Genomic DNA, 25,869 nt, shown 5'->3' on the forward strand with positions numbered 1-25,869 from the left:
GTTCAACAGCATTCATGCAGTTGAAGTGATGCGACGCAACCGTGTCCAATACCCGTTCTGCTGCCGGTAACCCAAAAATCTTCATTAAAATAATTATTATTTTACTTGTTTAACTGAACATATACATGGGATGTGGCAATTGTGGCACGGGTAAACCTAACGGATGTAAAAGCAATGGCGGTTGCAACACTGGCAGTTGTAACCGTATGAATGTGCATGACTGGCTTTGGAACCTGCCGATGAGCGATACAGACAGCGCCTGCAAAATTGTGGAAGTGAGTTTTAACCAGGGCAGCCGCAAAGATTATTACCGCAATGCCAGCCTTCAATATTTTGAAAAGGGCGACATGGTTACCATTGAAGGCGTAAATGGCTTTGATGTGGGCGAAGTGAGCCTTACCGGCGAACTGGTGCGGTTACAACTGAAAAAGAAAAACATCAGCGAGTTCGGGATTGATATGAAGAAAATATTGCGCCTTAGCAATGAACGGGACCTGGAACTGTTTCATAAAAATAAAGCCCGGGAAAAAGAGGCGCTGATGAAAAGCCGCATTATTGCCAAAAACCTGAACCTTGACATGAAGCTGATTGAAGTGGAAATTCAGGCAGATGGCAAAAAAGGCACTTTTTTTTATACGGCTGACGACCGCGTTGATTTTCGTGAACTCATAAAACAATATGCCGGCGAATTTAAACTGAAGATTGAAATGCGGCAGGTGGGCATTCGCCAGGGCGCCGCCAAAGTAGGTGGAATTGGCAGTTGTGGCCGCGAACTTTGCTGCAGTACATGGCTTACTGATTTTAAAAGCGTTACCACCACCGCAGCACGTTATCAAAACCTTTCTATTAATCAAACCAAATTAAGCGGCCAGTGCGGCAGGCTTAAATGCTGTTTAAACTACGAGCTGGATACTTACCTGGATGCCCTGCAATATTTTCCTGATAATGCCGATGTGCTGGAAACAGCGAAAGGCACAGCTATTTTAATTAAAAAGGATATTTTCAAAAACCTGATGTGGTATATTTTGCAGGGAGGCGCAAAACATTACCCTTTAACGATTCGCCGGGTAAAGGAAATAAAACAGCTAAATGCAAAAGGTATAAAAGTGGATGACCTTCAGCCGGTTGAACTGGCGCCTGCAAAAGAAGTGGAACATGGCTTTGTTGATGTGGTGGGCCATTTAACTATCGGCAACCTGGAAAAAACCTCGCAGCGTAATAAAGAAAAACAAAGGCAGCAGCGCAGGGAAGGACAGGGAAAACAACCACAGCAGCAACACCAAAAAAAAGGGCAGCAGCAAGGACCGGCTTCGCAAAAAAACCAACAACAAAAACTGCAGCAACAACGGCCATCTCATTATCAAAAGCCTGGCAAACCGCAGTTGCGGCCACCTCAAAATCCCAACCAACCTAAAAATAAGCCGCCGCAAAAGAGGGATTCTTAAAAAGAATTAATTTTTATTCTGCCGCAGGTATATGCCCCCAGTTTTCGCCGCGTTTAATGCGGTAAACCTGCATATCACTTATTTTAAATTGCTTTACAAGCTGCCTCACAGGCTTTTGCTGGTTAAGCAGTTTTTTCAGCAGCATTACTTTGGTTACCGTAAGCTTTTCATTTCTTCCTGCTGCGCTAAGCCCAAGTTTCCGTTGTTGTTTTTCATGAATAACATAAGGGCTATTTTGCTGGTGCCTGTAGTTTTCTTCAGGTGTCATCCATTTAAGGTTGGCAGCACGGTTGTTTAATTTATTATAATCCATATGAGCAACCTTGGTTTGGCCCGATGTGGCTACCGGAAGAAAATAATCTGCTACCAGCCTGTGCACCAGTGCATGAAAATTAATAGTGCGGTATTTGCCATCCTGCTTATAAACCCGCGCCAGGTTATTTTTAAGTGATTTAAGAAGCACTTCTTTTTCCTTCACCGTTTTTTTATTGCCCCTTACCCCAGATAGCTGCGTTATTTCTTTTGTAACCTGCAAAACCTGTTTTTGAAGGCGGTCTATTGCAGCCTGTGTTTTAGGCAACCTTGGTTTAAAAAGCTTAAGCCGTATAATTTTGTAGCCGTTAATTTTTGATCCGTTCAGCAACCGGCCGTCAGTGTACCTGTTGCTGGTTTTAAGCCTGCCAAAGTTGGAAACAAATAGTTCCATTCTGTTTGTAAAGTCAAAACTGAACTCTACTTTTTTCCATTTTTCACCGGGAAAATCTTTTATCATTCTGAATTAAAGTTTTAAATAGCCTGATTTTAAGGGTCAGGGTTTTTAAAACAATTATTCAAAGCAATTGGTTGCAATAATGAAACCAAATTTCTTTCTGAATCAATCTTCTTTGTGTGCCCTCAGCAAACCATCCTGTAGCAAATCATTTTTCCTGTAATCTCTCAATTCTTTACGCAAACCTTTTCTTTCACTGCGGTTAAACTTATAAAGATGTTTAAGGTTTGGTTTGCCTGCATCCACCCAGGCAGAATACCAGAAATCTGCGACAAGATTAGCGGAATAATTCAACTGATCATTTACAGTGGTGGTTAAAGCTGCCGCATATTGTTTGGCAAAAGCATCAGTGTAAACTTTTGTTTTGCGGCCATAATACATGCGTTCTTCATATTTGGAACTGTCTGGAAAATTCTTGGCAACTTCCTTTTCTTTTTCAAACATTTCAGGCAATAAAGCATGCGCCCTTCTTACGGCCGTCCAAATAGTTTCACCTTTATTTTTTATATATGCAGCCTTGTGTTTTGAATGTAAATTATAATGGCTCAATTCGAGTTCAGGAATGGTTGATTCCCATAAAGCATGCAAACCTTTCTGGCCGGTAAGCTGGCCATCATAATTATTGGTTGTATGCAACGGCACACAGGCGTCTTCAATATAATGCGCCAGGTCAACCGCGTAAAAAACAATGCTGTCTGCATTACTTCTTTTTAAAGCATTCACCAGCGAATCATATTCAATTAAAACCTGGTAAGGCACAAAGCCATATTTTTTTAAAGTATCCCAGGTATATTTTTCAACAGCAGGCTGCACATCCCGCGGCATATAGAGCATGGCGCCGTTGCCATAATTTTCAATATCTATGAAATGCTTCGGGCCTTCATTCCTGTCAATATAACGGCGTTTATCCGGCCTGATTGATGTAATAGCAATCGTATCCATATTGGAAAAGAAAAAAAGGCGCACACATTTCGGCAATTTATATACGGCAAGCTGTGTGGCAGTCTGATGCGCATAAAACCCCCAGGAACAAAGGGAAACTATAACAATTGCACAGCAAATAAATACGAAGAAACGATTGAAATAAATTTTCATGGCACAAATGTAATTTGTAAGATCATCTGAATTTAACCGTAACAAAATGTAAACAAAAGTTTACTTTATTCATTCCATGAAATCTGCAAAGCCTTAGTTTTATTCAGATTTATACATTTCTTTTAATAAACAATTGCTTACTAAAGGTATATTTTTGCCACCCATGAGTGAAGCAGCGCAAAAATATGAAGCGGTCATTGGGCTTGAAGTGCATGCACGGTTATCTACCAAAAGCAAATTGTTTTGCAGTGATGCCAACAGTTATGGCGCTGCCCCCAATGAAAATGTTGGTGTAATTACATTGGCTCATCCGGGCATTTTACCCAAAACAAATAAGAAGGCAATTGAATACGCGGTTATGATGGGCATAGCCTGTAACTGCAGTATCAATCAAAAAAATTATTTTGCCCGCAAGCATTATTTCTATCCCGATCTGCCAAAAGGTTTTCAAACTTCACAGCACACAGTTCCTATATGCGGGCCTGGTTTTGTAACTATAAAAACTTCAACGGGCGAACGCAATGTAAAGCTGCATCATATTCACCTGGAAGAAGATGCCGGCAAGAGCATTCATGATATGGATGAAGATTACAGTTACATTGATTTAAACCGCGCCGGTACACCGTTAATTGAAATTGTTACCGAGCCCGATATGCATTCCGCAGAAGAAGCAGGATTATTTGTAACTGAATTAAGAAAACTCGTACGCTGGATAAATGTATGCGATGGCAACATGGAAGAAGGCAGCATGCGCTGCGATGCGAATGTTTCCATTCGTTTAAAAGGTGAAACAAAACTGGGCACCAAGGCTGAAGTAAAAAACCTAAATTCCATACGCAACGTAAGAAAGGCGATTGAATTTGAGATTGACCGTATGATTGGTATGCTTGAAAGGGGTGAAAAAATTTACCAGCAAACAAGAAGTTTTGATGCATCGAACGATACCACATTCGCCATTCGCGAAAAAGAGGAAGCAAACGATTACCGCTATTTTCCCGAGCCGGATTTGCCGCCAGTCAGTTTAAGCAATGAATATGTTATCAACATAAAAAATAATTTACCGGCATTGCCGCAGGTATTATATAAAAAGTATCAAACTGAATTTGGCTTAAACGAATACGATGCTGCGCAGCTTACACTGGAAAAAGAAATTGCAGATTATTTTGAATCGGTTATTCAGCATACAACTAATTATAAAGCTGCGGCCAACTGGATAAACGGCCCCATTAAACAATTGATAAACGAAGAAGGCATTTCGTTAAATACCGTTTCGGCAAACAGGCTTGCAGAGATGATTGAAATTGTAGATAAAGGGGAAGTGAGTTTTTCAAATGCAGCATCAAAATTGTTGCCTGCTATTATAAAGAACAATACTGAAAGCATTGCTGTGCTTGCATCTCAGCTTAATATTATTCAAACGGGCGATGCAGGCCAATTGCAGGAATGGGTGAATACGGTTATTAATAAAATGCCTGAAAAAGTAGCTGAATATAAAAAAGGTAAGAAAGGTTTGATTGGCCTGTTTGTTGGTGAAGTAAAAAAACTGAGCAAGGGGAGGGCAGACCTGAAATCTGTAACGCAGTTGCTGGAAGATGCATTAAAATCTTAAAAAACAGGCATTAAAAGATTGCACATTTTTATTTTAAATTTTTGACTTTAATTCAACATAATGAAATATCTAACCTGGGTTGCAGTTGCGCTGATAGTGTTTGCGGGATGCAAAAATGATGGCGGTGAAAACTTTACAGTAAGTGGTAAAATTACAAACCCTCAGTCAGACAGCGTTTATCTCGAAGAGCTTTCCTACAACACGCCCGAAACAAAAAAACTTGATTCGGCTAAAGTTGATAAAGACGGCAACTATACTTTAAAAGGAAGTTCCTCTCAGCAGAATTTATTTATGCTCGGGTTTAAAAATAATCCAACGGTTATCTTGATAAATGATGCAAAGGATATTAAAATAAATTTTGACCCTAATGGTTTTCATTTCCCTGAAGTAACAGGTTCTGCGGCAACAAAAGAGCTGTATACTTTTATAAAAGATTATTTTCAGAAAGATTCTGCGCTGGCTGTTACTTACCAGCAATTAAATGCGCTCACAGAAGAAACTGCGAAAGATTCAAACTATGTGCAAAACCTGCAACAGGATTATACCAATCGCATAACTGCGCTGGGCAACCTGTTATCTTCTACCATCAACAATTCTAAAAACCCGGCTGTTGTTTGTTTTGTTTTAGACAGGGCAAGAGGCGCTATGGCGCCGGAAGCACTGGCAGGGTTAGCAGAAAGTGCAGCCAAACGTTTTCCACAACATGCAGGTTTGGAAAGCTTTAAAACAGACCTCGCCAAGCAGGCTAATCCAAATGCTGATTATCCATTGCTAAACCAGCAGGCGCCGGATTTAACCATGGCTACGCCGGATGGCAAAAAAATCAGTATCAGTAATTTTAAAGGCAAATATGTATTGGTTGATTTTTGGGCAAGCTGGTGCGCCCCATGTCGCCAGGAAAATCCAAATGTAGTAGAAGCCTATAATAAGTTTAAGAATAAAAATTTCGATATTCTTGGCGTTTCGCTGGACGATGACAAAACAGCCTGGCTTAAAGCCATCCAGGACGACCATCTTGCCTGGACGCATATAAGCGACCTTCAATCGCCGAGCGCAGCGGCTTCATTGTATCATTTTGACGGCATTCCTTTTAATGTTTTGATTGATCCGCAGGGAAAGATTATTGCATCAGGCCTGCGCGGCCCAGCACTTGAACAAAAGCTTAATGAAGTGTTGCAGTAAGCACAGTATTCTTATAATTTTCTTTTAGCTGCAGGTGTGCGGAAAAATTCCGTACACCTGCAGTAATTTTTTTTGATAAGTAAATTTTACATGTTTACTTTGTTTCTCAAAGTGCTTTTATGAATGAATCTGAAAAGCTTTCAAGCGATCTGCATGATATAAAACAAATGATGGAGCGCAGCAGCCGTTTTATAAGTCTGAGCGGCTTAAGCGGTATTTCCGCTGGTGTGTGCGCTTTAATTGGCGCAACAGTTTCCGCAGATATAATTGAAAGGAATAAACGGGCCGTGCATAATTTAAAGGCTTCACTGGCTGATGCCGATTCCATCCTCTATGGCGATTTTTTGCATAGCCGTTTATTCCAGGTTGCAATGCTAACGTTTATTGCAGCATTGGTTACAGCTTTTATATTTACATATCAACGCAGTAAGAAAACAAACACGCCTATTTGGGGCACCACGGCAAAACGCCTTATTATTAATGTAACAGTGCCCGTTATTACCGGCGGCATATTTTTGCTGGCATTAATTAATAACGGTGTATTTGGTTTTATTGCGCCCGGCTGCTTAATATTTTACGGCCTCGGCATGCTAAATGCCAGTAAATACACGCTTCCTGAAACAAGGTATCTTGCATTCGGCGAAATTTTATTAGGCCTTATCAATTTATGTTTCATGGGATATGGTTTATATTTCTGGGCTGCAGGTTTTGGCTTACTCCATATCATATATGGTACGTTTATGTGGTGGAAATATGAACGCAACTGAAGAAGCAAAGCATGAAGAATCCAATCGAGAACTTAAATAAAATTTTTGACAGCCGCATACGGTTAGGCATAATGAGTGCGCTTATGGTAAATGCATCTATCAATTTTAATGACTTAAAACAGTTGATAAATGTTACAGATGGAAATCTTGCCAGCCACATAAAAGCGCTTGAAGAAAGCGGTTATATAAAAGTGCAGAAAGGGTTTATTGGCCGTAAAACCAATACGCTTTATTCAGCCACAAAATCTGGTGAAAAAGCTTTTCGTGCACATTTGGATGCGTTGGAGAAAATGATTAAGAACATAGAATAAAATTTTTTTACCTATTTACTTTGAACTTCAAAGTACTTTTAAAAATGAATGCAAAAGTATCATCTTCATCTATTTCATTAAGGCTTTGGCTTTGCTCCGCATTTGTTTTGTCGGTTGAAATATTTATTTATTCGCTTTTTACGGGGTTTTCCGATAGCATGACAGCACTATTTTTTTCTCTTCTGGCATCAACTGTTGGCAGCGTACCCGCATTTTTAGTGTTGCTGATATTCGTGCCCCTGATAAGAAAATTTAAATTCCGCTACGCCGATAGTTTATCAATTTTTATATTCCTGTTATTAATTATTGCTGCTGCTTACACATTGCCAGCAGCATTTATAATTGATAACCCCTTCAGCGAATACAGTTCCGTGCAGTCATTTTTACAAGCGGCCGCAATTTGCTTTGCCTTTGTTTTCTCGTCCATCCTTATTGCTTTTTTATGTAACCTGAAATATATCAACCTCTATTTTTTATCATCAAACAAAAACACACATACCATGCACGAAAATTCAATGCAGGCTCCTGCACAGCCAGGCGCAAATCCATACGCCAATAAAATATGGATAAAAGCAGTTACAACCGCAGGCCTTATCCTGCTAATGCTGATACCAACCGTATTTGTTTCCAACCTTGTTGAAGAAAGACAGGCGCGGCAGGAAGAAGTAAAAAACGAGGTAAGCGGCAAATGGGCGGGACAGCAAAATATCACGTTTCCTTACCTGTACATTCCTTACAGTGTAACAACCCAATCAAATGGCAAAACGATTGTACAGGAAAAATCTTTTTTAATTCTTCCTGAAAACCTGAATGTAAATGGATCAGTTACAGCAGAGCAGCGAAAACGTTCTATTTACAGTGTGCTTTTATATAACAGCGCATTACAGGCAAAAGGTAATTTTAAAATAGGGGTGCCGGAGGGTGTGGATGCATCAACAATTAACTGGGCCAATTCAAAAATATGTTTTGGTATTTCAGATTTTAAAGGCATTCAGCAGAAAGTTATTGTGAATGCAAACAACCAAGCCTATGATCTTTCTGCGGGGCTGCCAACAGATGAAATTGATACAACCGGCTTATCATCGCCCATACATTTATCAGCAGATAATATAGGCAAGGAAGTAAACTTTGAACTTCCGTTAAAAATAAAAGGCAGTGGCCAGTTACATTTTGCGCCGCTGGCTGGTAACAGTGAATTCAATATAACATCAAATTGGAACAGTCCTTCATTCGATGGCAATACTTTACCAGCAGAACGAACACTCGATAACAAAGGTTTTGAAGCAAGCTGGAATTTTAATAAAGCCAATCTTCCATTCAATACAGTTGTAAAAGATTTCAATTTTAAAAAGAATGATTACACATTTGGTGTGAGCCTTTTGCAGCCTACGGATCAATATGCAAAAACAATGCGCTGTGTTAAGTATGCATTGTTATTCATCGGCTTAACATTCTCCTTATTTTTTATTGTTGAGATTATGCAAAAGAAACCTTTTCATCCGGTGCAATATGTATTGGTTGGCCTGGCGCTTATTGTTTTTTATACATTATTGTTATCAATAAGCGAGTTTTTGCAATTTGATTTTGCTTATCTCCAGGCATCAATTGCAACTGTTTTATTAATAACGCTATATGCAAAAGGCCATTTCAAAAGCTGGAAAGTAGCAAGTGTTTTTGCAGGCTCTATTGGTTCCATTTACGGGTTCATATTTGTGCTGATAAGGCTTGAAGATACAGCGTTGTTGGTAGGAAGCATTGGCCTGTTCTGCATTCTTGCCTTAGCCATGTATGCAAGCCGGAAAATTAACTGGTATGGCAGCGCTGTACCGGCAAATGCAACTATATAAAATTAAGATGATATAAAAAGTTTTTGTTAATAAACTTTGAAATACAAAGTACTTTTTAAACTATTCTTACATTTGATATTCGAAACACAAAACAAACAGTTATGTTACCAATTAAAGTAGCGCTTCGCTCCATGCTTTCCCTGCCGGTTTTAAGAGAAGCCGATTTGCATTTTACAATTACGCTGGGCATCATCGCCTATATTGGAATTATATGGATAGTGCTGAAAACTTTTCAATACAATAAAACAAGGCATTAAGCAATAAAAGAATAATGATGGATGATTCCCAAACTGTTGTTTACCGGCAGGCATTGAATAAAACCTTCGCTGCAGCCTTCAGCGGCATAGGTTATTTTTTTAAAACAGAACGCAACGGCAAAATACAGGCCGCAGCCGCTTTATTGGCTATAGTTGCAGCTTTCTGGCTGCACATTTCTGCTGTTGAATGGATACTAATATTGTTTTGTATTGCTGCGGTAATTGCATTGGAAATGGTAAATACCGCACTTGAACATTTATGCAATCATGTTCATGAAGACTATCATCCTTCCATTAAAATCATAAAAGACGTTGCAGCAGGCGCCGTGCTATTTGCATCCATCACAAGTGTAATTACAGGACTAATCATTTTTATCCCGAAAATATTGCCGCTCTTAAAAAGCTAATTGAAAAATATTTATATGAAACTGAAAAAATTAAGCGACACAAAAAAGCTTGTTCTTATTTCATTAGGCTTTACACTATCGCTGCTTTTTGTTCGTGCATTTTACACAGGAGAACTTGCCTACTTCTTTTACCCCTGGAATTTATTCCTGGCAACAGTTCCGCTTTTCTTCAGCAGCTTATTAAAAAAGCAGGTGACAATCAACTATAAAAGCGTTTTGTATTTTATTCTATGGCTTTTGTTTTTGCCTAATGCACCATACCTCGTAACAGATATTTTCCATTTTGAACACAGGCCACTGGTGCCAATTTGGTTTGACCTGATGCTGGTGGTTTCCGGTGCATGGAATGGTATTTTACTGTGCATGTTATCCTTGTTCAGCGTTGAAAAATTTATAAGAAAAGTATGCAATAGAAAATATGTGAATGGCATTATGCTTTCTATTCTTGTGGCATGCGGTTACGGCATTTACATCGGGCGGTTTCTGCGTTTCAATAGCTGGGATGTTGTAACAGACCCGGCGGGGCTTTTAAAAGCTTCAACACATCACATTCATCATCCTGTACAAAGCCTTAACGTTTGGGTGTTTACCTTTTTGTTCGCCTCGTTTCTCAGCATCGTTTATTTCACCATAAAAAAACTGCCGCAGGCTTTACCACCGCGGCAGTTTTAAAATCGTTTTATCAATTCTAAAAATCAAATCCCAGGGAGAAATAAAACATAGGGCTTCCCCTGAAAATGCCACGCATTTCCCATGCCACATCTGCCCTTAAAAAATAACCCAGCAAAGTACTTCTTGCGCCAAAACCATAACCACCTGCAAAAGGGCCAATGCCACCGGCACGTACCCTTACAGAAAGAGGGTTAGGACCGCCAAAATCACCGCTTGGCCCGGGATAAATAACAGTGGGTCGTTTTATATTACTAAGCGGGCCGCTCCAGGCCGTGCCCAGGTCAATGAACTGTACCAACTGAAAATTTCTTACAAAAGCATTATTGATAGGGCTGTTAAAAAATGTTGAGAAAACGGGCAGCCTTAATTCACTGTTCAGCACAAGGTTATTACTGCCGTTTGCAACGTTTTGTTCAAATCCCCTGAGGTTTAAAGCCAATGTTTGAAATGCATACCGTACCGTTGGGTCTGCCGTATTCCTTTCATTGAATTTTGGAAAAACCCATCCATCGGTACCGCCGAGATAATAAATGAGTTTTGACTGGCCTAAAGAAAAATCGCCGGCGCCTCTCACGGCCCAAATAAAATTCCTGTAAATCTTTACATAGTTCCGTGCATCAAACCCAACGTTCATCAGGGTTTTCATGGTTTCTGAACTCTTGTTGGTTGGCAAAAAGAACTCGGTATAAATCTTCCAGCGCAGGCCGTTCCATATATTTTCTGTTGGGTTGATGGTATTATCATACACATATTCCAGCCTTGCCAGCGCCGTATTGGAAACAGAATCTTTCTCTTTTAAGGATGCCGGATTAGGATAACTGCCAAGATATAACGGGCGTAAAACACCAATATCTTTTCGCAGGCCAACCGTCATGGTTATGCGCTTGGTTTCATCAAAAGGATAGGAAACATTTGCCTGGTAAATATTGGTGATTACCATGTTGTCTATATAGTTCCTGTCATTTCCCATAGAGTCGGTTCCCCTGAAGAAGCCATTATAGTTGGTTATATTACTTCTGTAATATGTTAAGCCCCAGTCAATCCGCTTTCTGTAATTCTGATAAGAAACAAACACATCCTTGTCCGTTAATGAAGTGCCCAGCCTGAAACCGCCTATGAGCTTCACATCTTCCATAATATCGCTTACACCCACGCGGAAGGTGAAACTTACCGCATCACTGTTGTTTAAATAAATAGGCCCGGTTTGATTGTAACCCCCAAAAGGCTGGTAACGGTTAATCAATATATTGTTGGTAACGCCCGCCAATACATAATCTGCTTCAAATTTCTTCTTGTAGTCAAATAGCCTGGATTTGCTTAAATAGTTTATGCGCGGTGGCACGAGCGGCAATGATTGATCATTAGCTGGCCGCTCAATTCCTGAATTCGCAGAAGAATCTCTTTTCTCATCTTCAAACTCATTCTGAAACTGGCTTTTATTTTCAGGCTGTGCTTCTTCTTCCACCTGCACATTGGCGCCGCTTGCCAGTTTTTCAGCAGTTATCATCCTGCGCACATAATCGGTGGGCCTTGCGTTTATATTGCGTTTGCGCAGTGTGGTAGAATCAACACGCAGTTTGTATAAAAATTTATATTCGCCTTCCTGCCGCACCTCACTTACCTGGTCGTTATTACCGGCTACCCTCGTTTCCTGTAAACTGCTTTGATAGTTGGTTATAGGAAAAGTATAAGTGCTGTCCTGGTAAATTTTAAAATAGCTTATGCTATCCGGTTCAGCTTTTTGCCATGCGAGCAATGTTGAATCCATTTCTTTCGGGCCGGGATTGCGCAGCACTTCGTCTCCGATATAATATAAAGTATCCAGCCCGCCGGTTTGCGTAGTAAAGAATCCTGCCCAGCGGTTATTGATGCCGTTTTCATTGCTTACAAACGTAAAATGATTTTGATTGTATTGCATGGGATAACGGGCATCGCCATATTTCATGTTGGTGAGCTGGGTTATTTGCCTGAATTCGCTGTTGTTATTAATATCGGCAAGAAAAATATTGAAATGATTACGGCTCGGCAATACGGTGTCTGCGTTTGAAGCATTTACACCCGGCCTGTTGGAAGCGAAAATTACGCCCAGCCTTCCCGGAAAGGAAACAAATGTTGGATCGAGATCATCATATACATCATTTGTTATTTGCTTGATGGCGCCGTTATCAATTCTATATGTGTAAATATCGCTGTGGCCGTTATTTACAGCGCTTAACAAAAGCGTATTGGCGTTAAAAATAAAACCTGCATCGAGTATCTGGTCAAAACCTTCTATCTCCTGCTGAAACCGTTTAATGTTGGCAATCACGTCATACACAAACATATAGGTTTTGCCTTCTTTAGTATAAATGCACAAAAGGCGCGAACCTTTTCCATCCCATGCAAGAATTGGCATGTTAGGGTTCATATCGCCAACTATGGTGCGCACACCATAATCCAGCAACGTTTTTTCTTCGTAAAAATTATTAAAGTATTTAACCCGGTATTTACCTTTTGTAAACTGTACTACAGCATACGAATTATTTTTAGGGTTGGGATTGGCCGCAAAATGATAATAATCGCTTTTATATAAATCTTCCACCACCGCCAGCTTGCCGCGGGGGGCGTTTCGGCGTTGCTTAATGTCATCAACATAGCGCTGCTGTTCTTCTTCCATAAAATCGGCAAGCACATATTTAAACTTCTTTTTGGCAATGCGCGTAGATGCGGTATTTAAACTTTTATACAACCTTGCGAGGTATAAAAAATAAGTAACATTTTCTGGTTTATATTTCCTGGCTATGTAATACCAAAAGGCATGGCCGGCGAGTATTGGCTTGTCAAAGGCAAACTGGTAAAAATTGTTGTAATCACCGCTTAGAATAACGTTTTTCAGTTCGTCATCCCTTTCAATATTCCAATGTTCGGCCACATAATCCACGTAACCATCCGTTAGCCATTTAGGCAAATCGAGCAACGCCTGGTTACTGGCAAATTCGCCTACAGAGGCGCCAAATAAAATATTATCGGTAAGCACTTTGGCAATGCCCTGCCTTACCCTAAGGCGAAATGTATTGTGGTTACCGTCAAAATAAAGGGGGATTTTATTGTTAACAAGCGTGGTTAAACCTCCGGCGTTCTGCCAGTCGATGCCAAGGCCGATATTGCTGGTTTTATAGTCTTCATAGTTATTATAAATTACGATGGTTGCACGGCGCTGTAAGGAATAATCTACTTCATCTTCGATAGAATCTAATTCTTCTTCTGCAAGCTGAACCACAAATTTGGCAAGTTCCAGGCCGCCTTCGTTATAGTAAACATTAAAATTGGGGCTTTGATAAAATTTCCATGAAAACTTTTTGTATTGAACCCTGTTCTTTCCAAACTCAACCGTATTAACCTGTGCTGAAAGAAAAATTGGCAAAAGCAGCAGCGATACACTTAACGCGAATCCGTTTCTTAAACCTTTATTTTGCATATCTGTCTTTAAATCTTAAAATTAGCATAATTACTTGTAAAGCACTTGCAAACAACATGATAAAAGTAGAGCATTTTACATTCAATCCGCTTGCTGAAAACACCTACGTTTTGAGCAACGAAAAAGATGAAGCACTTATTATTGATCCCGGCTGTTATTTTACAGAGGAAGAAAGAATGCTTCAGGAATATATAACAACAAAAAGATTAAAACCGTTGCTATTGCTAAACACGCATTGCCACCTGGATCACGTTTTCGGCAATAACTGGGTGTATAAAACCTACGGGCTTGAGCTGCATCTTCACGAAGGTGAAGTGGTGGTGCTGGAAACAGCGCCGGCATCGGGTAATTTATACGGGCTTGGCTTTACGACTTATAAAGGGCCGCTGCATTTTTTGAAGGAGGGTGATGAAATTATTTTCGGTGATAATAAATTGAAGGTTTTATTCACGCCGGGCCATTCGCCTGCCAGTATTTGCTTTTACTGCGAAGCGCAGCATTTTATTATTGGCGGCGATGTTTTGTTTCAGGAAAGCATAGGCCGGTTCGATTTACCCGGAGGAAATGAACAAACGCTTTATAAAAGTATCCGCGAAAAACTATATGTTTTGCCTGATGAAACCATTGTTTACCCCGGCCACGGCGAACCAACAACCATTGGCCATGAAAAAAACTTTAATCCATTTGTAAGGCCTTAGCAGGTTTTGCATGATGGCGATGTTTACTTTCCAGGTATTTGGCATGAACAATTTCGCTCATAGGTTTTTCATAAACCTTGCTTTCAATCCATGATATCACATCAAGATAGGAGAAGGCCCTGGTTTCAAAACGGTTTTTTTCAAGGTGTTTAACCCTTGATAAAAAGATTTCCAGTTGCGGTTTCATTTGCCTTGTTGAAACTTTTAAAGAGTTCCTTATAAACTTGAATATTTCTTCTTCAACCACAGACAGGTTTTTCATCTTGGCCATGAAGCGGTAAACAGATCTTGTAAGCGATTCGATAATTGTATCGTTACCCAATTCATAATGTGCCATTAAATGCAGCAGGCGGGCGTAACATTGTAAATCTATACGAAGGTTACTATGATCATTAATAACCCGCTGCAAATAATCGATGCAGGTGTTATAATCACCGCTGCCAAAGTATAATACAGCAAATTTGTAATTAAATATAAGTATCCGGTGCAGGTCAACATATACAGCATATTCCCGCAGGCCGGCTTCTATGCGCGGCACCAGTTCCAGTCCTTTGGAGAAAGTACCCGTTATTAAATGCCAGTTTATTTCTGCGGCGCTTATGTAGATAAAAGTGTGCACGCGAAAATTATCATGCGTACTGGAAGACGGAGTGGTTGCGAATCTTTCAAAACGCTTCAGGATTTGCTGGAACATTTCATAATGTCGGAGATTAAACAAAGCGTTGAGCAGCGTATGCATTCCTTTTATATAATGGCCTGTTTCAACGGTTATCATTTCAGGCTCTTCATAAAAAAGATCAACCCATTTTTTACTGTAGCGGTAATACATTAAAAAGTCCTGCCGTATAAAAGCATACCAGCAATAACTTTGATAGAGGTACAAGCGCTCATAAAAATCGGTAATACTTTCAATATCGGGCGGCAGCATTTGTTTGAAGAAATACCGAACGCCTTTTTCATCTTCAATATTTCTTGCATAACCATTTTGCACATACCAGCGATATAAAAGCAATGCAAGATTTGACAACTTAATAACGTTGTTTATGTGCTCCCCTATGTCCAACGCTTCGTTGGCAAGTAATTCTGTTTTTTCAAGCGTGCTTCTTGTAATATGAAGCGTTTCAATTTTCTTTTCGAGCGATATTACCTGTGCCAGGAAATTATACTTATGGTTTGCCTTTGCTATTTCTTTTGCTTTTTCAAGCATTTTAAAGCTTTGCAGCTTAAGCCCCTTATAATATAAAACCCGCGCATTATCAAGCAACTCACTTAATTGTAAATCAATATTCACAGCCGCTTTCAGCAGCCTGAGGCTTGCCAGTAATTGTTTATACAAATGCGCTTTTAAATTAGCCAGTTGGGGTTTGGTAACAGGTTTTAACCGTTTCATCAAAATCTTTTCATCATAATCCTCCATTTTATCAAGCGCATCGAAAAGATGTACTATTTTGAGGTTCTCGTTAGAAGAACTTCGTTTTATATATAGTTTGAAATGCCTTTTTTCAGCCTTCTCAAGGCTTTTGATCAGTTGAAAAAGTGCATCTGTAAATCTGTTGGACATCATAACAAAAACTCTTTTAAAACCCTTTACCAATAAGGGTTACAGCTTTTTTTTAACGCTTTTGACGTAATCAAATTACGCCAAATTTTGTTTTACCCGGAATAACCGGTGAATTACTTTTACACCAGTTTAGTATTTCAAAGGCAGACAATCGTTAGAGAAGCAACCGGAAGAGGCCTGAAACTAAATCAAAAAAAGAAATTATTCGAACTTTTTCATATGGCAAGCAATCGTTAGAGGCCAGTCCGTTTCCACGGAAGGGCCATTTTTTTTTAGACGGCGGCTAAGATAATATATAATTTCAATTTTTCATTTCTTCCTGCACTTTTTCCGCCATCTTTCTTCAAACTATAAATTTATAAATAAAAAGGTGTTATAAAATGTGTTGGGCATCATTGTGCAATCAATCCTGTAATCCTTTACCAGCAAGGGTTTTTGCATTTTTCAGCGGGGTTAGCCGTAATCAAATTACACACATCTTTGTTTTTACAGGAGAAAACCGCGGCTTAATTTTACATCAGTTTAGAAATTCAAAGGCAGGCAATCGTTAGAGAAGCAATCGGAAGAGGCCGAATTCTAAACTACAACAAACGAATTTTTGAACTTTTTCATATGGCAAGCAATCGTTAGAGGCCAGTCCGTTTCCACGGAAGGGCCATTTTTTTTGGCGGTAGCTAAATTAACAGCTAATCTTATTCCTCCAAATCTTTTTTAATATTTTTTTTCCTGGCCCGCAAAAACCCGGTTTTGAAACCCTAGGAAATACGTTGGGCATCATAATACAACAGATCCTGTAATCCTTTGCCAGTAAGGGTTTTTGCGTTTTTCTGCATCTTTTGCCGTAATCAAACCGCCAACATCTTTGTTTTTACGGGAGAAAACTGCGGTTTAATTTTACACCAGTTTAGAAATTCAAAGGCAGGCAATCGTTAGAGAAGCAACCGGAAGAGGCCCGAATTCTAAACTATAACAAAGGAATTTTTGAACTTTTTCATATGGCAAGCAATCGTTAGAGGCCAGTCCGTTTCTACGGAAGGGCCATTTTTTTAGCGGGGCTAAATTAACAGTTAATTTAAATTTTCCAACTTTATTCTTCTTTTTTTCTTATTAATCTCAAAATTCCTGCAAAACAGCATTACCGAATTGAAGTAATTCACACTATCTTTCGCCTTCAACTACTATTATGTCAGCATTCGAAGTCATAGGAGGAAAAAGGTTAAGAGGAAGTATAACGCCACAGGGCGCAAAGAATGAAGCCCTTCAAATTATTTCTGCTGTTTTACTCACGGCTGAAAAGGTAACGATAAACAATGTTCCCGATATACTTGACGTAACCCGACTGATAGAATTACTGCAATTGCTTAACGTAAAGGTTGAGCGCCTTTCTAAAAACACTTACACTTTCCAGGCCGACGATGTGAACCCGGATTATTTTGGAACCAGTGATTTCAGGGACAAAAGCAGTAAAATGCGCGGCTCCGTTATGGTGGCCGGCCCCATGCTTGCCCGGTTTAAGAAAGCTTATATACCCAGGCCGGGCGGCGATAAAATAGGCCGCAGAAGGCTTGATACGCATATAATAGGATTTGAAAAGCTGGGTGCAAAATTTGAATACGATGAAAAACTGAACGAGTTTGTATTAAAAGCGCCTGAACTTAAAGGCACCTATATGCTGCTGGATGAACCTTCTGTAACCGGAACAGCCAATATTGTTATGGCCGCGGTTATGGCAAAAGGCACTACTACCATTTATCATGCCGCCTGTGAGCCATACTTGCAGCAATTATGTAAAATGCTTAACAGCATGGGCGCCAGGATAAAGGGTGTTGGCAGTAACTTACTGGAAATTGAAGGCGTTGAGAAGTTGCACGGCACCGAACACACCATGCTTCCTGATATGATAGAAGTGGGAAGCTTTATTGGCCTGGCAGCGATGACACAAAGCGAGATCACTATTAAAAATGCCGGCATTAAACATCTCGGCATCATACCTGATAAATTTCAACAGCTTGGCATAAAAATGGATTTCCGGGGAGATGACATCCACATTCCCCAGCAGGATTTATATGAAGTGCAGCGTTATTTTGATGGCAGCACCGTTAGTTTTTCCGATCATCCCTGGCCCGGCCTCACGCCTGATTTATTAAGCATTATACTCGTTACCGCCATCCATGCAAAAGGCAGCGTATTAATACATCAGAAAATGTTTGAAAGCCGGTTGTTTTTTGTAGATAAGCTTATTGATATGGGCGCTCAAATAATTCTTTGCGACCCGCACAGGGCGGTAGTTTTAGGTTTGGAAAGAAAACAGCAATTACGTGGTGTGGTTATGTCAAGCCCTGATATCCGTGCAGGCGTTTCGCTGTTGTTTACAGCTTTAAGTGCACGAGGCAAAAGTATTATTCAAAATATTGAGCAAATACACCGCGGTTACCAGGATATTGAGGATCGTTTAAGAGGCCTTGGCGCAGATATTAAAACGCTCCATTAAATTATTTTCCAGCGTCTTCTGTCAGGCGCTATAAATGTTTCAGCCTTTACTCGCCTGAAACCTGTGGCATTGGCTGCTTTAACAAACAATAATTATATTAATCGCGCCTAAAAGCTTATCTTCGTTGGAATTGAGCCGTAAAAGCATACTTAAGATAATCGTATTTTTTACTTCATTAAAAGTAAATCTTATCCTTCTCGCACTTTGTTTGTACTTACCTCAAGCATTACTAATTAAAAAATGTTTTCTATGAACATCTATGTTTCTAATTTGAGTTTTCACACAAGTGAAGAAGACCTGAAAGATTTATTTTCAAAGTATGGCAGCGTTACATCTGCAAAAATAATTATGGACAGAATGACGAACCGCTCCCGTGGTTTTGCTTTTGTGGAAATGCCCTCTGAAGAAGAAGGCAATGAAGCACTGAAAGGCCTGAACGGGAAAGAGGTGGAAGGACGTGCACTTTCTGTTTCGGTAGCACGTGAACGGGAAGAAAGAAGCGGTGGCAGAAACTCTTTTTCACGGCCAGGCAACAAACGCTCTTATTAAAATTATGGCATGAATAATAAACAAATTGCATTTGCGGGCGTATGGAACAAGTACCTGCCCGCAATACGCATCTTAATTAAAAAGGCAGCCGCGGCAGAACAGGTTATTACCATAAACCAGTCTGATATGGAACGGGCTGTTGGTATCAAAAAATCAGGGTACAGGTTTTCAATAGATTTTGTTAATGGCAGGCCAGACCTGCTGTATAGCAATAATGAAATTGCCCAGGCCCTAATAAGCGTATTAACAGAAGATGAAGTAATAAGAGAATATTTGTCAGGTAATAATTATACATTTTCATTTAACAATAAATATCAGCTTCAAATAAAAATAAACCTCACACAAAAAGAGGTAATGTCACCGGATGCGCAGGAAAATGCTGCACGGTGAATCAGTTCACAAAATGCTGATATTATCAATTATAATATCAGCATAAAATAAATAATCAGATTTTGGAATTTAAAGATTTAAAATTAGTTGCTCCTTTATTAAAAGCTTTGCAACAACAAGAGTACAAACACCCCACCCCCGTTCAGCAACAAGCTATACCGGTTGCATTATCCAACAAAGATTTACTGGCCTGCGCACAAACAGGTACGGGCAAAACAGCCGCTTTTGCATTACCCATTTTACAATTGCTTTTTAATGATAAAAAGAATGGCAATGCTTCAACCCACATAAGCGCCTTAATTCTTACACCCACAAGGGAACTGGCCATACAAATTGAAGAAAGCTTTAAAAGCTATGGCGCATATACAGGATTAAAAAGCTTTGCCGTTTATGGAGGTATAAGCCAATATCACCAGGTAAAAAAATTGCGCCAGGGTGTTGATATTTTAATAGCAACGCCGGGCCGCCTGCTCGATCTTGCTACGCAGCGTCTCATTACATTACAGCACATTAAAACGTTAGTGCTGGATGAGGCAGACCGTATGCTGGATATGGGTTTTATAAATGACGTAAGGAAAATATTAGCCCGGTTACCGCAGCAAAAACAAACCCTGTTTTTTTCTGCAACTATGCCGCCGGATATCATTCATTTATCGCAAAGCATTTTAGATAACCCGGTAAGTATAAATATAACTCCTGCATCTACTACCGCAGAAACCGTTGAACAGGCCGTTTATTTTGTAGAGAAAAGTGATAAAAGATCGCTGCTGATTCACCTGTTAAAAAATGACAGCATTGATACAGCCCTTGTGTTTACTGAAACAAAATTCGGGGCGGATAAATTATGCGCCGCATTGCGCAGGGAAAATATACGGGTGCAGGCTATTCATGGCGATAAAACACAGGCAGAACGCCAAAAAGCATTAAACAATTTTAAGAATAAACATATCAGCGTATTAATAGCAACGGATATTGCAGCAAGAGGAATAGACATTGAAAGCCTTCCATACGTAATAAACTATGAGCTGCCCAATATTCCTGAAACGTATGTGCACCGTATTGGCCGCACTGGCCGTGCCGGCATTAACGGAAAAGCCATTTCATTTTGCGGGATGGAAGAAAAAATGTTGCTGCGCGATATTCACAAGCTTATTGACCGGTCAATTCCGGTAATCAAAGACCACCCCTTTCAAATGGCAGAAGCAGATGCTTCCATGCAACCAAAAACGGTTATGCCTTTCCGGTCGTTGAACAGAAGGAGAGATAAAACTTTCAGGCAGCGATAACTAAACCAGGCGCTATTACACGAAAGCATTAAGTTATTAAAGGAAAATATATCATGTCAAAATCAAAAGAAACATTCAACAAAAAAGAAAAGGAGAAAAAAAGATTAAAGAAGAAACAGGAAAAAATGGAAAAAATGCAGGAGCGCAAAGCCAATGCAGAAAAGGGCAAATCGCTTGATGCAATGATGGCCTACGTAGATGAAAATGGTAACCTTTCTTCCACTCCGCCCGATCCCAAGAAAAGAAAAGTATTTAATCATGAAGATATGAATACCGGCGTGCCCGTGCGTGTTGAAGAAGATACAGAAAGGCAGGGCGTGGTTGATTTTTTTAATGATGCAAAAGGCTTTGGCTTTATTAAAGACGCTGTAACCAGGCAAAGTGTTTTTGTACATATAAACCAGTTATCAGAACCCATAAAAGAAAATGACAGGGTAAGTTTTCAAATGGAGCGCGGGCCTAAGGGCATGAATGCCGTGCAGGTAAAGAAATTACATTAAATCCCAATTCATCCTATTTATTCACTATATTAAAATTTCATTATGACAACAGAACAGATAGAAAAATTTTTCTCGGCAAATAATCATCCGGAAGTGCCGGTTAAAATAAGTTTCAAAACAAGAAATAATGTAACGGGTATTTTTATAAAAACACCCGATTTTGATGAGCTGAAAGCGAAGAATTTCTACCGCATTGTTTCTGAAGCCAATTTTGAACAATGGAAAAAATCGAAAGATTATAATTTATGCCGCATGTTTAATGGCTCTGAGTTTACAAAGTTGGCTATAGCCTAATTAAATTGCTGGCAGATTTTTTGTTTCCAATTTTTATAAGTGCATACAATTATAACCGGCTCCGGAAGTTTTATTCCGGCAAATATTATAAAGAACAATAGTTTTGAAAACTGCCTTTTTTATGATGAAAAAGGCAGTCTTATTCAACGCCAGCAGGCTGAAATAATTTCAAAATTTCAGCAGATAACAGGCATTGAAGAAAGGCGCTATGCCGATGCGGGCATGAACTCATCCTGCATGGCTGCCGAAGCCGGCGCTAAGGCTATTGCTGATGCCGGTATAGATGCCGAAACTATTGATCAGGTAATTGTTGCCCATAATTTTGGTGAAATAGGCAACGGCTGCATGCATTCAGAAATGGTTCCTTCCATTGCTTCCAGGGTTAAGCATAAACTTGGTATTAAAAACCCTTCCTGTGTGGCGTATGATATTTTATTTGGCTGCCCCGGCTGGCTGCAGGCGCTTATACAGGCTGATGCTTTTATAAAAAGCGGAATGGCTAAAAGATGCCTTGTTATTGGCACTGAAACTTTAAGCCGTGTAATTGACCCGCACGACAGGGACAGCATGATCTACAGCGATGGCGCCGGCGCCGTAATAGCCGAAGCATACAATGATAGTGACAGAGGCATTATAGGCACAAAAGCAGTGAGCTTTACCGGTGAAGAAGCAGATTATATATCTATGGGTAAATCAAACCACGCCGGTATTGATGACAGCATTCATTATTTAAAAATGAGAGGCCGCAAAGTGTACGAGTTTGCACTTAAAGAAGTTCCTGCGGCTATTAAGTGCTGCCTTGATGAATGTAACATAGCCATAAAAGAAGTGAAGAAAATCTTTATTCACCAGGCTAATGAAAAAATGGATGAAGCCATTATTGAACGGTTGTTTGGATTATACGGCATTGGGCATGCCCCAAAAAATATAATGCCCATGAATATTAAATGGCTCGGCAATAGTTCTGTTGCCACCATTCCCACCTTATTTGATATGGTTGTAAAAGGCGCATTCAAAGATCACAGTATAAGCAAGAATGATATTATTGTTTTTGCATCAGTGGGCGCAGGCATGAACATTAATGCGGTATGCTACCGCGTATAAGCATCTCCTCAACAGTTTATCATCCAATTTCTTTAAACCTGTATGCATTGTCATACTTATTTGCATCACCGCTTGCATGGCTGCTCATGCAAAGGCTGTTGCTTAATAATTACGCTTACCGCATATCAGTTAGTATATGGATATTTTTTGCAGCAGCAGCAGTTATTGCATTCTTAATTGCTTTTCTTACCATCTGCTATCATAGCATAAAGACCGCATTTGTTAACCCGGTTGAAACCTTGCGGAACGAATAGCAAATAAATTTTTACAGCTACTACCGGTAATCACTCGCCTGTTTTCTCTTCTTTGTTAATACCTATATTTAATGCATGGAAAAATTAAATATAGATGGAAAGGAATACAATAATATTTGTTTTACCTGCGGCACACGCTATAAAGAAACAGCACCCGCAGCCTGCACTGTTTGTGAAGATGAACGTCAGTATATTCCAATGACCGGCCAGCAATGGACAAGCTATGCTGCACTTGCTGAAAGCAAAACCATCCGTATCAATCAGCGATTTGAAAACTTGTTTGACCTGAAGATAATGCCAGCCTTTGCTATTGGCCAGAAAGCTTATTTAATTACATCGCCGCATGGCAATCTTTTATGGGATTGTATTCCATATCTTGATGAAGCAACGGTAACCTTTATTAATTCCAAAGGCGGGCTTAAAGGCATTGCTATTTCACATCCGCATTATTACAGTTTAATGGCAGCATGGGCTGCAACATTTAATTGCCCGGTTTATATTCATGAGGCAGATAAAGAATGGATAATGGATGATGCCGCCAACGTAAAAGTATGGAACGGAGAAGAGCAGGATTTATGGAATGGTATGAAGATCATTCATACAGGCGGGCATTTTGCGGGCAGCACAGTTTTGCACGCACCTCATTTGGGTGACAAAGGAAGTTTGCTGGTGGGCGATACACTGCAGATTGCACCAAGCCTCAAATTCATCAGCATGATGTATAGCTATCCCAATGTTATACCCTTGCCATTAAATACAATACTGCATATTTACAACAGGCTGGAAGCCCTGCAATACGATATGATGTACGGCGCTTTTGAATGGCAAACAATTGCCGCCGGCGCTAAACAGCTTTTTCAAAAATCGGTTAATGTATATCGCAATTTGGATAGCTTATAAAGCAGGCAAATGATAATCAAACTATCACAAAATGCAATAACTCAGTCAACAGTTAAATTGAATTATACATTTCAAAACCCTTATTCTGCACTTCAACCCGTTTCTGCAAAAACAATCTCTTCTTTTTAATAAATTTTGGGCTTCTATAATTATTTATAAAAGCGTTTATAGAAATGTAATTTTTATAAACGGTGTAACATTTATAATACACATCGTTTAACATAATAGCTATAGCATATTATAAGCATGAGTGCTATTAATAAAACGCAGGTTTAATATTTAAAAGACTGTTAACCTATGCTGATATTATTCATTTTCAGGTTGCTGGTTTTCCGTTTAAAACTCAACAGGAAAAATAAAAACAGGATTGAATAATTCCTTTAAAGCGGGCTTTCAGCAAGTTTAATCTTACATATTATTAAACGATATAACCATGAAATTTTTACTGTTCACCATTGCAGGTTTGCTGGCTGTTAAAAATAATTCATCCATACAGGAAGAAACGCCCTATGTTTTGGTGAAAACAAAAAATAATATTGCACTGTATGAACATTGGATCACCGGCGCTTTCAACACAAGCATAAGAGAATTAAAAGTTGAATTTGCCACAACCGCCGGTCATGAGAAAATTATTGCTTTACTGAAGAATGCTTCGCGTGGTAAGGACTGGAACAAAAATGCCGTTGCATTTAATACCATATTGCAATCAAACAATAGCTGGATAACCTACATACGCTACCGCATTCCATGGCCTTTTGATGACCAGGATATATGCATGCAATATCATGTGATACCGGGCAATAAAACCGGGCATGAAATACATTTTCAAAGCGTGGTGAGTGAACATTTTCCTGTCAATAAAAAGGTGACAAGGGTTGCAGGCGCTAAAGGCAAATGGTTGTTTAAAAATGGCGCCGATGGCAAAACACAAATAGTTTATACAATTGCTACAGAAAAAAGTTCACAAGTGCCAAAATGGGTGTCTGATCCGCTGGTGCAGAATAACCTTTTAGATGCCATGGATGCCTTAAAAAAAATTGTTGAAGATTATTAAAAAGCATAAACACAATACTGCATTACCGGCGGTAATTCATAGGCAAACTATTGATGCATAACACTTATAATTCATCCATAATATAATTTACTTAATTACAGAAAAAGACGATATTTTTGGAGTTGTATCACTTTAATCAATTAACAAGGTAGTTATTTCAAGTTTACAATTCTGACAGGGCTTTATTAATAACCCTGCACATAAAGCAACTCTTTATTCCAACATTTGATAACATGGTTTTATTCTTATTGAATATACCTGGAACTGAAATTAACAGCATGCATTAAATAATATTTTGTAACACTTAAAAACTGTTATTATGCATTTAAACAAAGTACAAGACAAGATCATTGAAGAATTTGAATCTATCATTGATCAGGTTAAAGGCAAATTCAGGTATTTCAGGCATTTTGCAAAGCTGGGTACATCGCTTCCCGAAACAACAACTGTGGAAAGAACGGATGATAAAATGATTAAGCTCACCAGGTCGAAAGTGTGGCTGGATGCGGCTTATAAAGATGGCAAAGTTTATTATGCAGGAGACAGTGACAGCAGCATCATTAAAGGCATTTTAATGTTGTACATAAAAGTTTTTTCAGGAAGAACCCCCAAAGAAATTATTGATTCGGATGTTTATTTCACGCATGAAATCAGCTTGCATAATTATTTACCTCCAGACAGGCGAAGCGAATTATCTTCCGTGCTGCAGCGCATGCGTGCCTTTGCGGCCAGGTTTAAAATTTCCAATTTAAATGCAGACGATTCCAACGTTTCACTGGCCGTTTAATACCTGCCGTTTTTAATATTGTTTATACCACTTCTCTTAAAAATACAACACCTTTCCCGCTGTCTTCGTTTTATAAATGCATAGATAGCGGGAACTGTAAATTATATTTTTTTAAAAGTTCTTATACTGTCTCAATGCATAATAACCAGCATGCAATGGGAAGTTAAATTGTGCAACAACTTA

Annotated in this window: 25 protein-coding genes; 21 read left to right on the forward strand and 4 right to left on the reverse strand. The window is 39.4% G+C overall.

Annotated features, from left to right (window positions below):
* The first annotated feature begins 125 nt into the window (after nt 1-125).
* Complete coding sequence (locus tag BM015_RS10440; protein ID WP_090658044.1) at nt 126-1,445, forward strand: PSP1 domain-containing protein; 1,320 nt, start codon at nt 126-128, stop codon at nt 1,443-1,445.
* Between the two features lie 13 nt (nt 1,446-1,458).
* On the opposite strand, the gene BM015_RS10445 is transcribed toward BM015_RS10440, so the two are convergent.
* Complete coding sequence (locus BM015_RS10445; RefSeq protein WP_090658046.1) at nt 1,459-2,217, reverse strand: HNH endonuclease; 759 nt, start codon at nt 2,215-2,217, stop codon at nt 1,459-1,461.
* A 102-nt stretch (nt 2,218-2,319) separates the two neighbouring features.
* Nucleotides 2,320-3,309 carry a zinc dependent phospholipase C family protein gene (locus BM015_RS10450; RefSeq protein ID WP_090658048.1) on the reverse strand — a complete coding sequence of 330 codons (990 nt, stop codon included), beginning with the start codon at nt 3,307-3,309 and terminating at the stop codon, nt 2,320-2,322.
* A 163-nt stretch (nt 3,310-3,472) separates the two neighbouring features.
* Between BM015_RS10450 and gatB the strand changes: the two genes are divergently transcribed.
* From gatB to BM015_RS10485, 8 genes are all read left to right on the forward strand, one after another.
* Nucleotides 3,473-4,918 (forward strand): Asp-tRNA(Asn)/Glu-tRNA(Gln) amidotransferase subunit GatB, encoded by a 1,446-nt coding sequence (gatB, locus tag BM015_RS10455; protein WP_090658050.1) that lies wholly within the window; start codon nt 3,473-3,475, stop codon nt 4,916-4,918.
* 60 nt (nt 4,919-4,978) lie between these two features.
* The gene (locus tag BM015_RS10460; RefSeq protein WP_090658052.1) at nt 4,979-6,100 is read left to right on the forward strand and encodes an AhpC/TSA family protein; all 1,122 of its coding nucleotides are present in this window, start codon (nt 4,979-4,981) and stop codon (nt 6,098-6,100) included.
* A 119-nt stretch (nt 6,101-6,219) separates the two neighbouring features.
* A complete protein-coding gene (locus tag BM015_RS10465; RefSeq protein ID WP_090658054.1) occupies nt 6,220-6,867 on the forward strand; it encodes a hypothetical protein in 648 nt (215 codons plus the stop codon).
* A gap of 11 nt (nt 6,868-6,878) precedes the next feature.
* Nucleotides 6,879-7,178 carry a winged helix-turn-helix domain-containing protein gene (locus BM015_RS10470; RefSeq protein WP_090658057.1) on the forward strand — a complete coding sequence of 100 codons (300 nt, stop codon included), beginning with the start codon at nt 6,879-6,881 and terminating at the stop codon, nt 7,176-7,178.
* Nucleotides 7,179-7,222: 44 nt separating this feature from the next.
* Nucleotides 7,223-9,025 (forward strand): cell envelope integrity protein CreD, encoded by a 1,803-nt coding sequence (gene creD, locus BM015_RS10475; RefSeq protein WP_090658059.1) that lies wholly within the window; start codon nt 7,223-7,225, stop codon nt 9,023-9,025.
* A 101-nt stretch (nt 9,026-9,126) separates the two neighbouring features.
* Nucleotides 9,127-9,282 (forward strand): hypothetical protein, encoded by a 156-nt coding sequence (locus tag BM015_RS21570; RefSeq protein WP_177191877.1) that lies wholly within the window; start codon nt 9,127-9,129, stop codon nt 9,280-9,282.
* A 14-nt stretch (nt 9,283-9,296) separates the two neighbouring features.
* Nucleotides 9,297-9,689 carry a diacylglycerol kinase family protein gene (locus BM015_RS10480; RefSeq protein ID WP_245751353.1) on the forward strand — a complete coding sequence of 131 codons (393 nt, stop codon included), beginning with the start codon at nt 9,297-9,299 and terminating at the stop codon, nt 9,687-9,689.
* Between the two features lie 15 nt (nt 9,690-9,704).
* Nucleotides 9,705-10,361 (forward strand): DUF1361 domain-containing protein, encoded by a 657-nt coding sequence (locus BM015_RS10485; protein WP_143075820.1) that lies wholly within the window; start codon nt 9,705-9,707, stop codon nt 10,359-10,361.
* 16 nt (nt 10,362-10,377) lie between these two features.
* Here BM015_RS10485 and BM015_RS10490 read toward each other — a convergent pair whose 3' ends face one another.
* On the reverse strand, nt 10,378-13,818 hold the full coding sequence (locus BM015_RS10490; RefSeq protein ID WP_245751355.1) for a hypothetical protein: 3,441 nt from the start codon (nt 13,816-13,818) through the stop codon (nt 10,378-10,380).
* 56 nt (nt 13,819-13,874) lie between these two features.
* Between BM015_RS10490 and BM015_RS10495 the strand changes: the two genes are divergently transcribed.
* Nucleotides 13,875-14,516, forward strand: coding sequence for an MBL fold metallo-hydrolase (locus BM015_RS10495; protein ID WP_090658066.1), 642 nt, complete (start codon nt 13,875-13,877; stop codon nt 14,514-14,516).
* Here BM015_RS10495 and BM015_RS10500 read toward each other — a convergent pair.
* Nucleotides 14,494-16,080, reverse strand: coding sequence for a hypothetical protein (locus tag BM015_RS10500; RefSeq protein ID WP_245751357.1), 1,587 nt, complete (start codon nt 16,078-16,080; stop codon nt 14,494-14,496). The genes BM015_RS10495 and BM015_RS10500 overlap by 23 nt on opposite strands.
* A 1,180-nt stretch (nt 16,081-17,260) precedes the next feature.
* Between BM015_RS10500 and murA the strand changes: the two genes are divergently transcribed.
* From murA to BM015_RS10555, 11 genes are all read left to right on the forward strand, one after another.
* On the forward strand, nt 17,261-18,568 hold the full coding sequence (murA, locus tag BM015_RS10505) for a UDP-N-acetylglucosamine 1-carboxyvinyltransferase (RefSeq protein WP_090658069.1): 1,308 nt from the start codon (nt 17,261-17,263) through the stop codon (nt 18,566-18,568).
* A 249-nt stretch (nt 18,569-18,817) separates the two neighbouring features.
* Nucleotides 18,818-19,117 carry an RNA recognition motif domain-containing protein gene (locus BM015_RS10510; RefSeq protein ID WP_090658072.1) on the forward strand — a complete coding sequence of 100 codons (300 nt, stop codon included), beginning with the start codon at nt 18,818-18,820 and terminating at the stop codon, nt 19,115-19,117.
* 9 nt (nt 19,118-19,126) lie between these two features.
* Nucleotides 19,127-19,507 carry a hypothetical protein gene (locus BM015_RS10515; protein WP_090658074.1) on the forward strand — a complete coding sequence of 127 codons (381 nt, stop codon included), beginning with the start codon at nt 19,127-19,129 and terminating at the stop codon, nt 19,505-19,507.
* 62 nt (nt 19,508-19,569) lie between these two features.
* Nucleotides 19,570-20,793, forward strand: coding sequence for a DEAD/DEAH box helicase (locus tag BM015_RS10520; protein ID WP_090658077.1), 1,224 nt, complete (start codon nt 19,570-19,572; stop codon nt 20,791-20,793).
* A 53-nt stretch (nt 20,794-20,846) separates the two neighbouring features.
* Nucleotides 20,847-21,293: a cold-shock protein gene (locus BM015_RS10525; RefSeq protein WP_090658079.1), complete on the forward strand. Its 447-nt coding sequence runs from the start codon at nt 20,847-20,849 to the stop codon at nt 21,291-21,293.
* Nucleotides 21,294-21,335: 42 nt separating this feature from the next.
* Nucleotides 21,336-21,587, forward strand: a complete 252-nt coding sequence (locus BM015_RS10530; protein ID WP_090658081.1) for a short-chain dehydrogenase — start codon at nt 21,336-21,338, stop codon at nt 21,585-21,587.
* A gap of 39 nt (nt 21,588-21,626) precedes the next feature.
* Nucleotides 21,627-22,691, forward strand: a complete 1,065-nt coding sequence (locus BM015_RS10535; protein WP_090658083.1) for a 3-oxoacyl-ACP synthase III family protein — start codon at nt 21,627-21,629, stop codon at nt 22,689-22,691.
* Complete coding sequence (locus tag BM015_RS10540; protein WP_090658085.1) at nt 22,676-22,945, forward strand: hypothetical protein; 270 nt, start codon at nt 22,676-22,678, stop codon at nt 22,943-22,945. Before BM015_RS10535 ends, BM015_RS10540 begins: the two co-directional genes overlap by 16 nt.
* 75 nt (nt 22,946-23,020) lie before the next feature.
* On the forward strand, nt 23,021-23,845 hold the full coding sequence (locus tag BM015_RS10545) for an MBL fold metallo-hydrolase (RefSeq protein ID WP_090658087.1): 825 nt from the start codon (nt 23,021-23,023) through the stop codon (nt 23,843-23,845).
* A 433-nt stretch (nt 23,846-24,278) separates the two neighbouring features.
* The gene (locus BM015_RS10550) at nt 24,279-24,899 is read left to right on the forward strand and encodes an START domain-containing protein (protein WP_090658088.1); all 621 of its coding nucleotides are present in this window, start codon (nt 24,279-24,281) and stop codon (nt 24,897-24,899) included.
* Nucleotides 24,900-25,218: 319 nt separating this feature from the next.
* Entirely contained in the window at nt 25,219-25,686 is a 468-nt protein-coding gene (locus BM015_RS10555; RefSeq protein ID WP_090658090.1) for a SufE family protein, read from the forward strand.
* The last annotated feature ends 183 nt before the right edge of the window (nt 25,687-25,869 follow it).

The sequence above is a fragment of the Parafilimonas terrae genome (assembly GCF_900115755.1).
GTDB lineage: Bacteria > Bacteroidota > Bacteroidia > Chitinophagales > Chitinophagaceae > Parafilimonas > Parafilimonas terrae.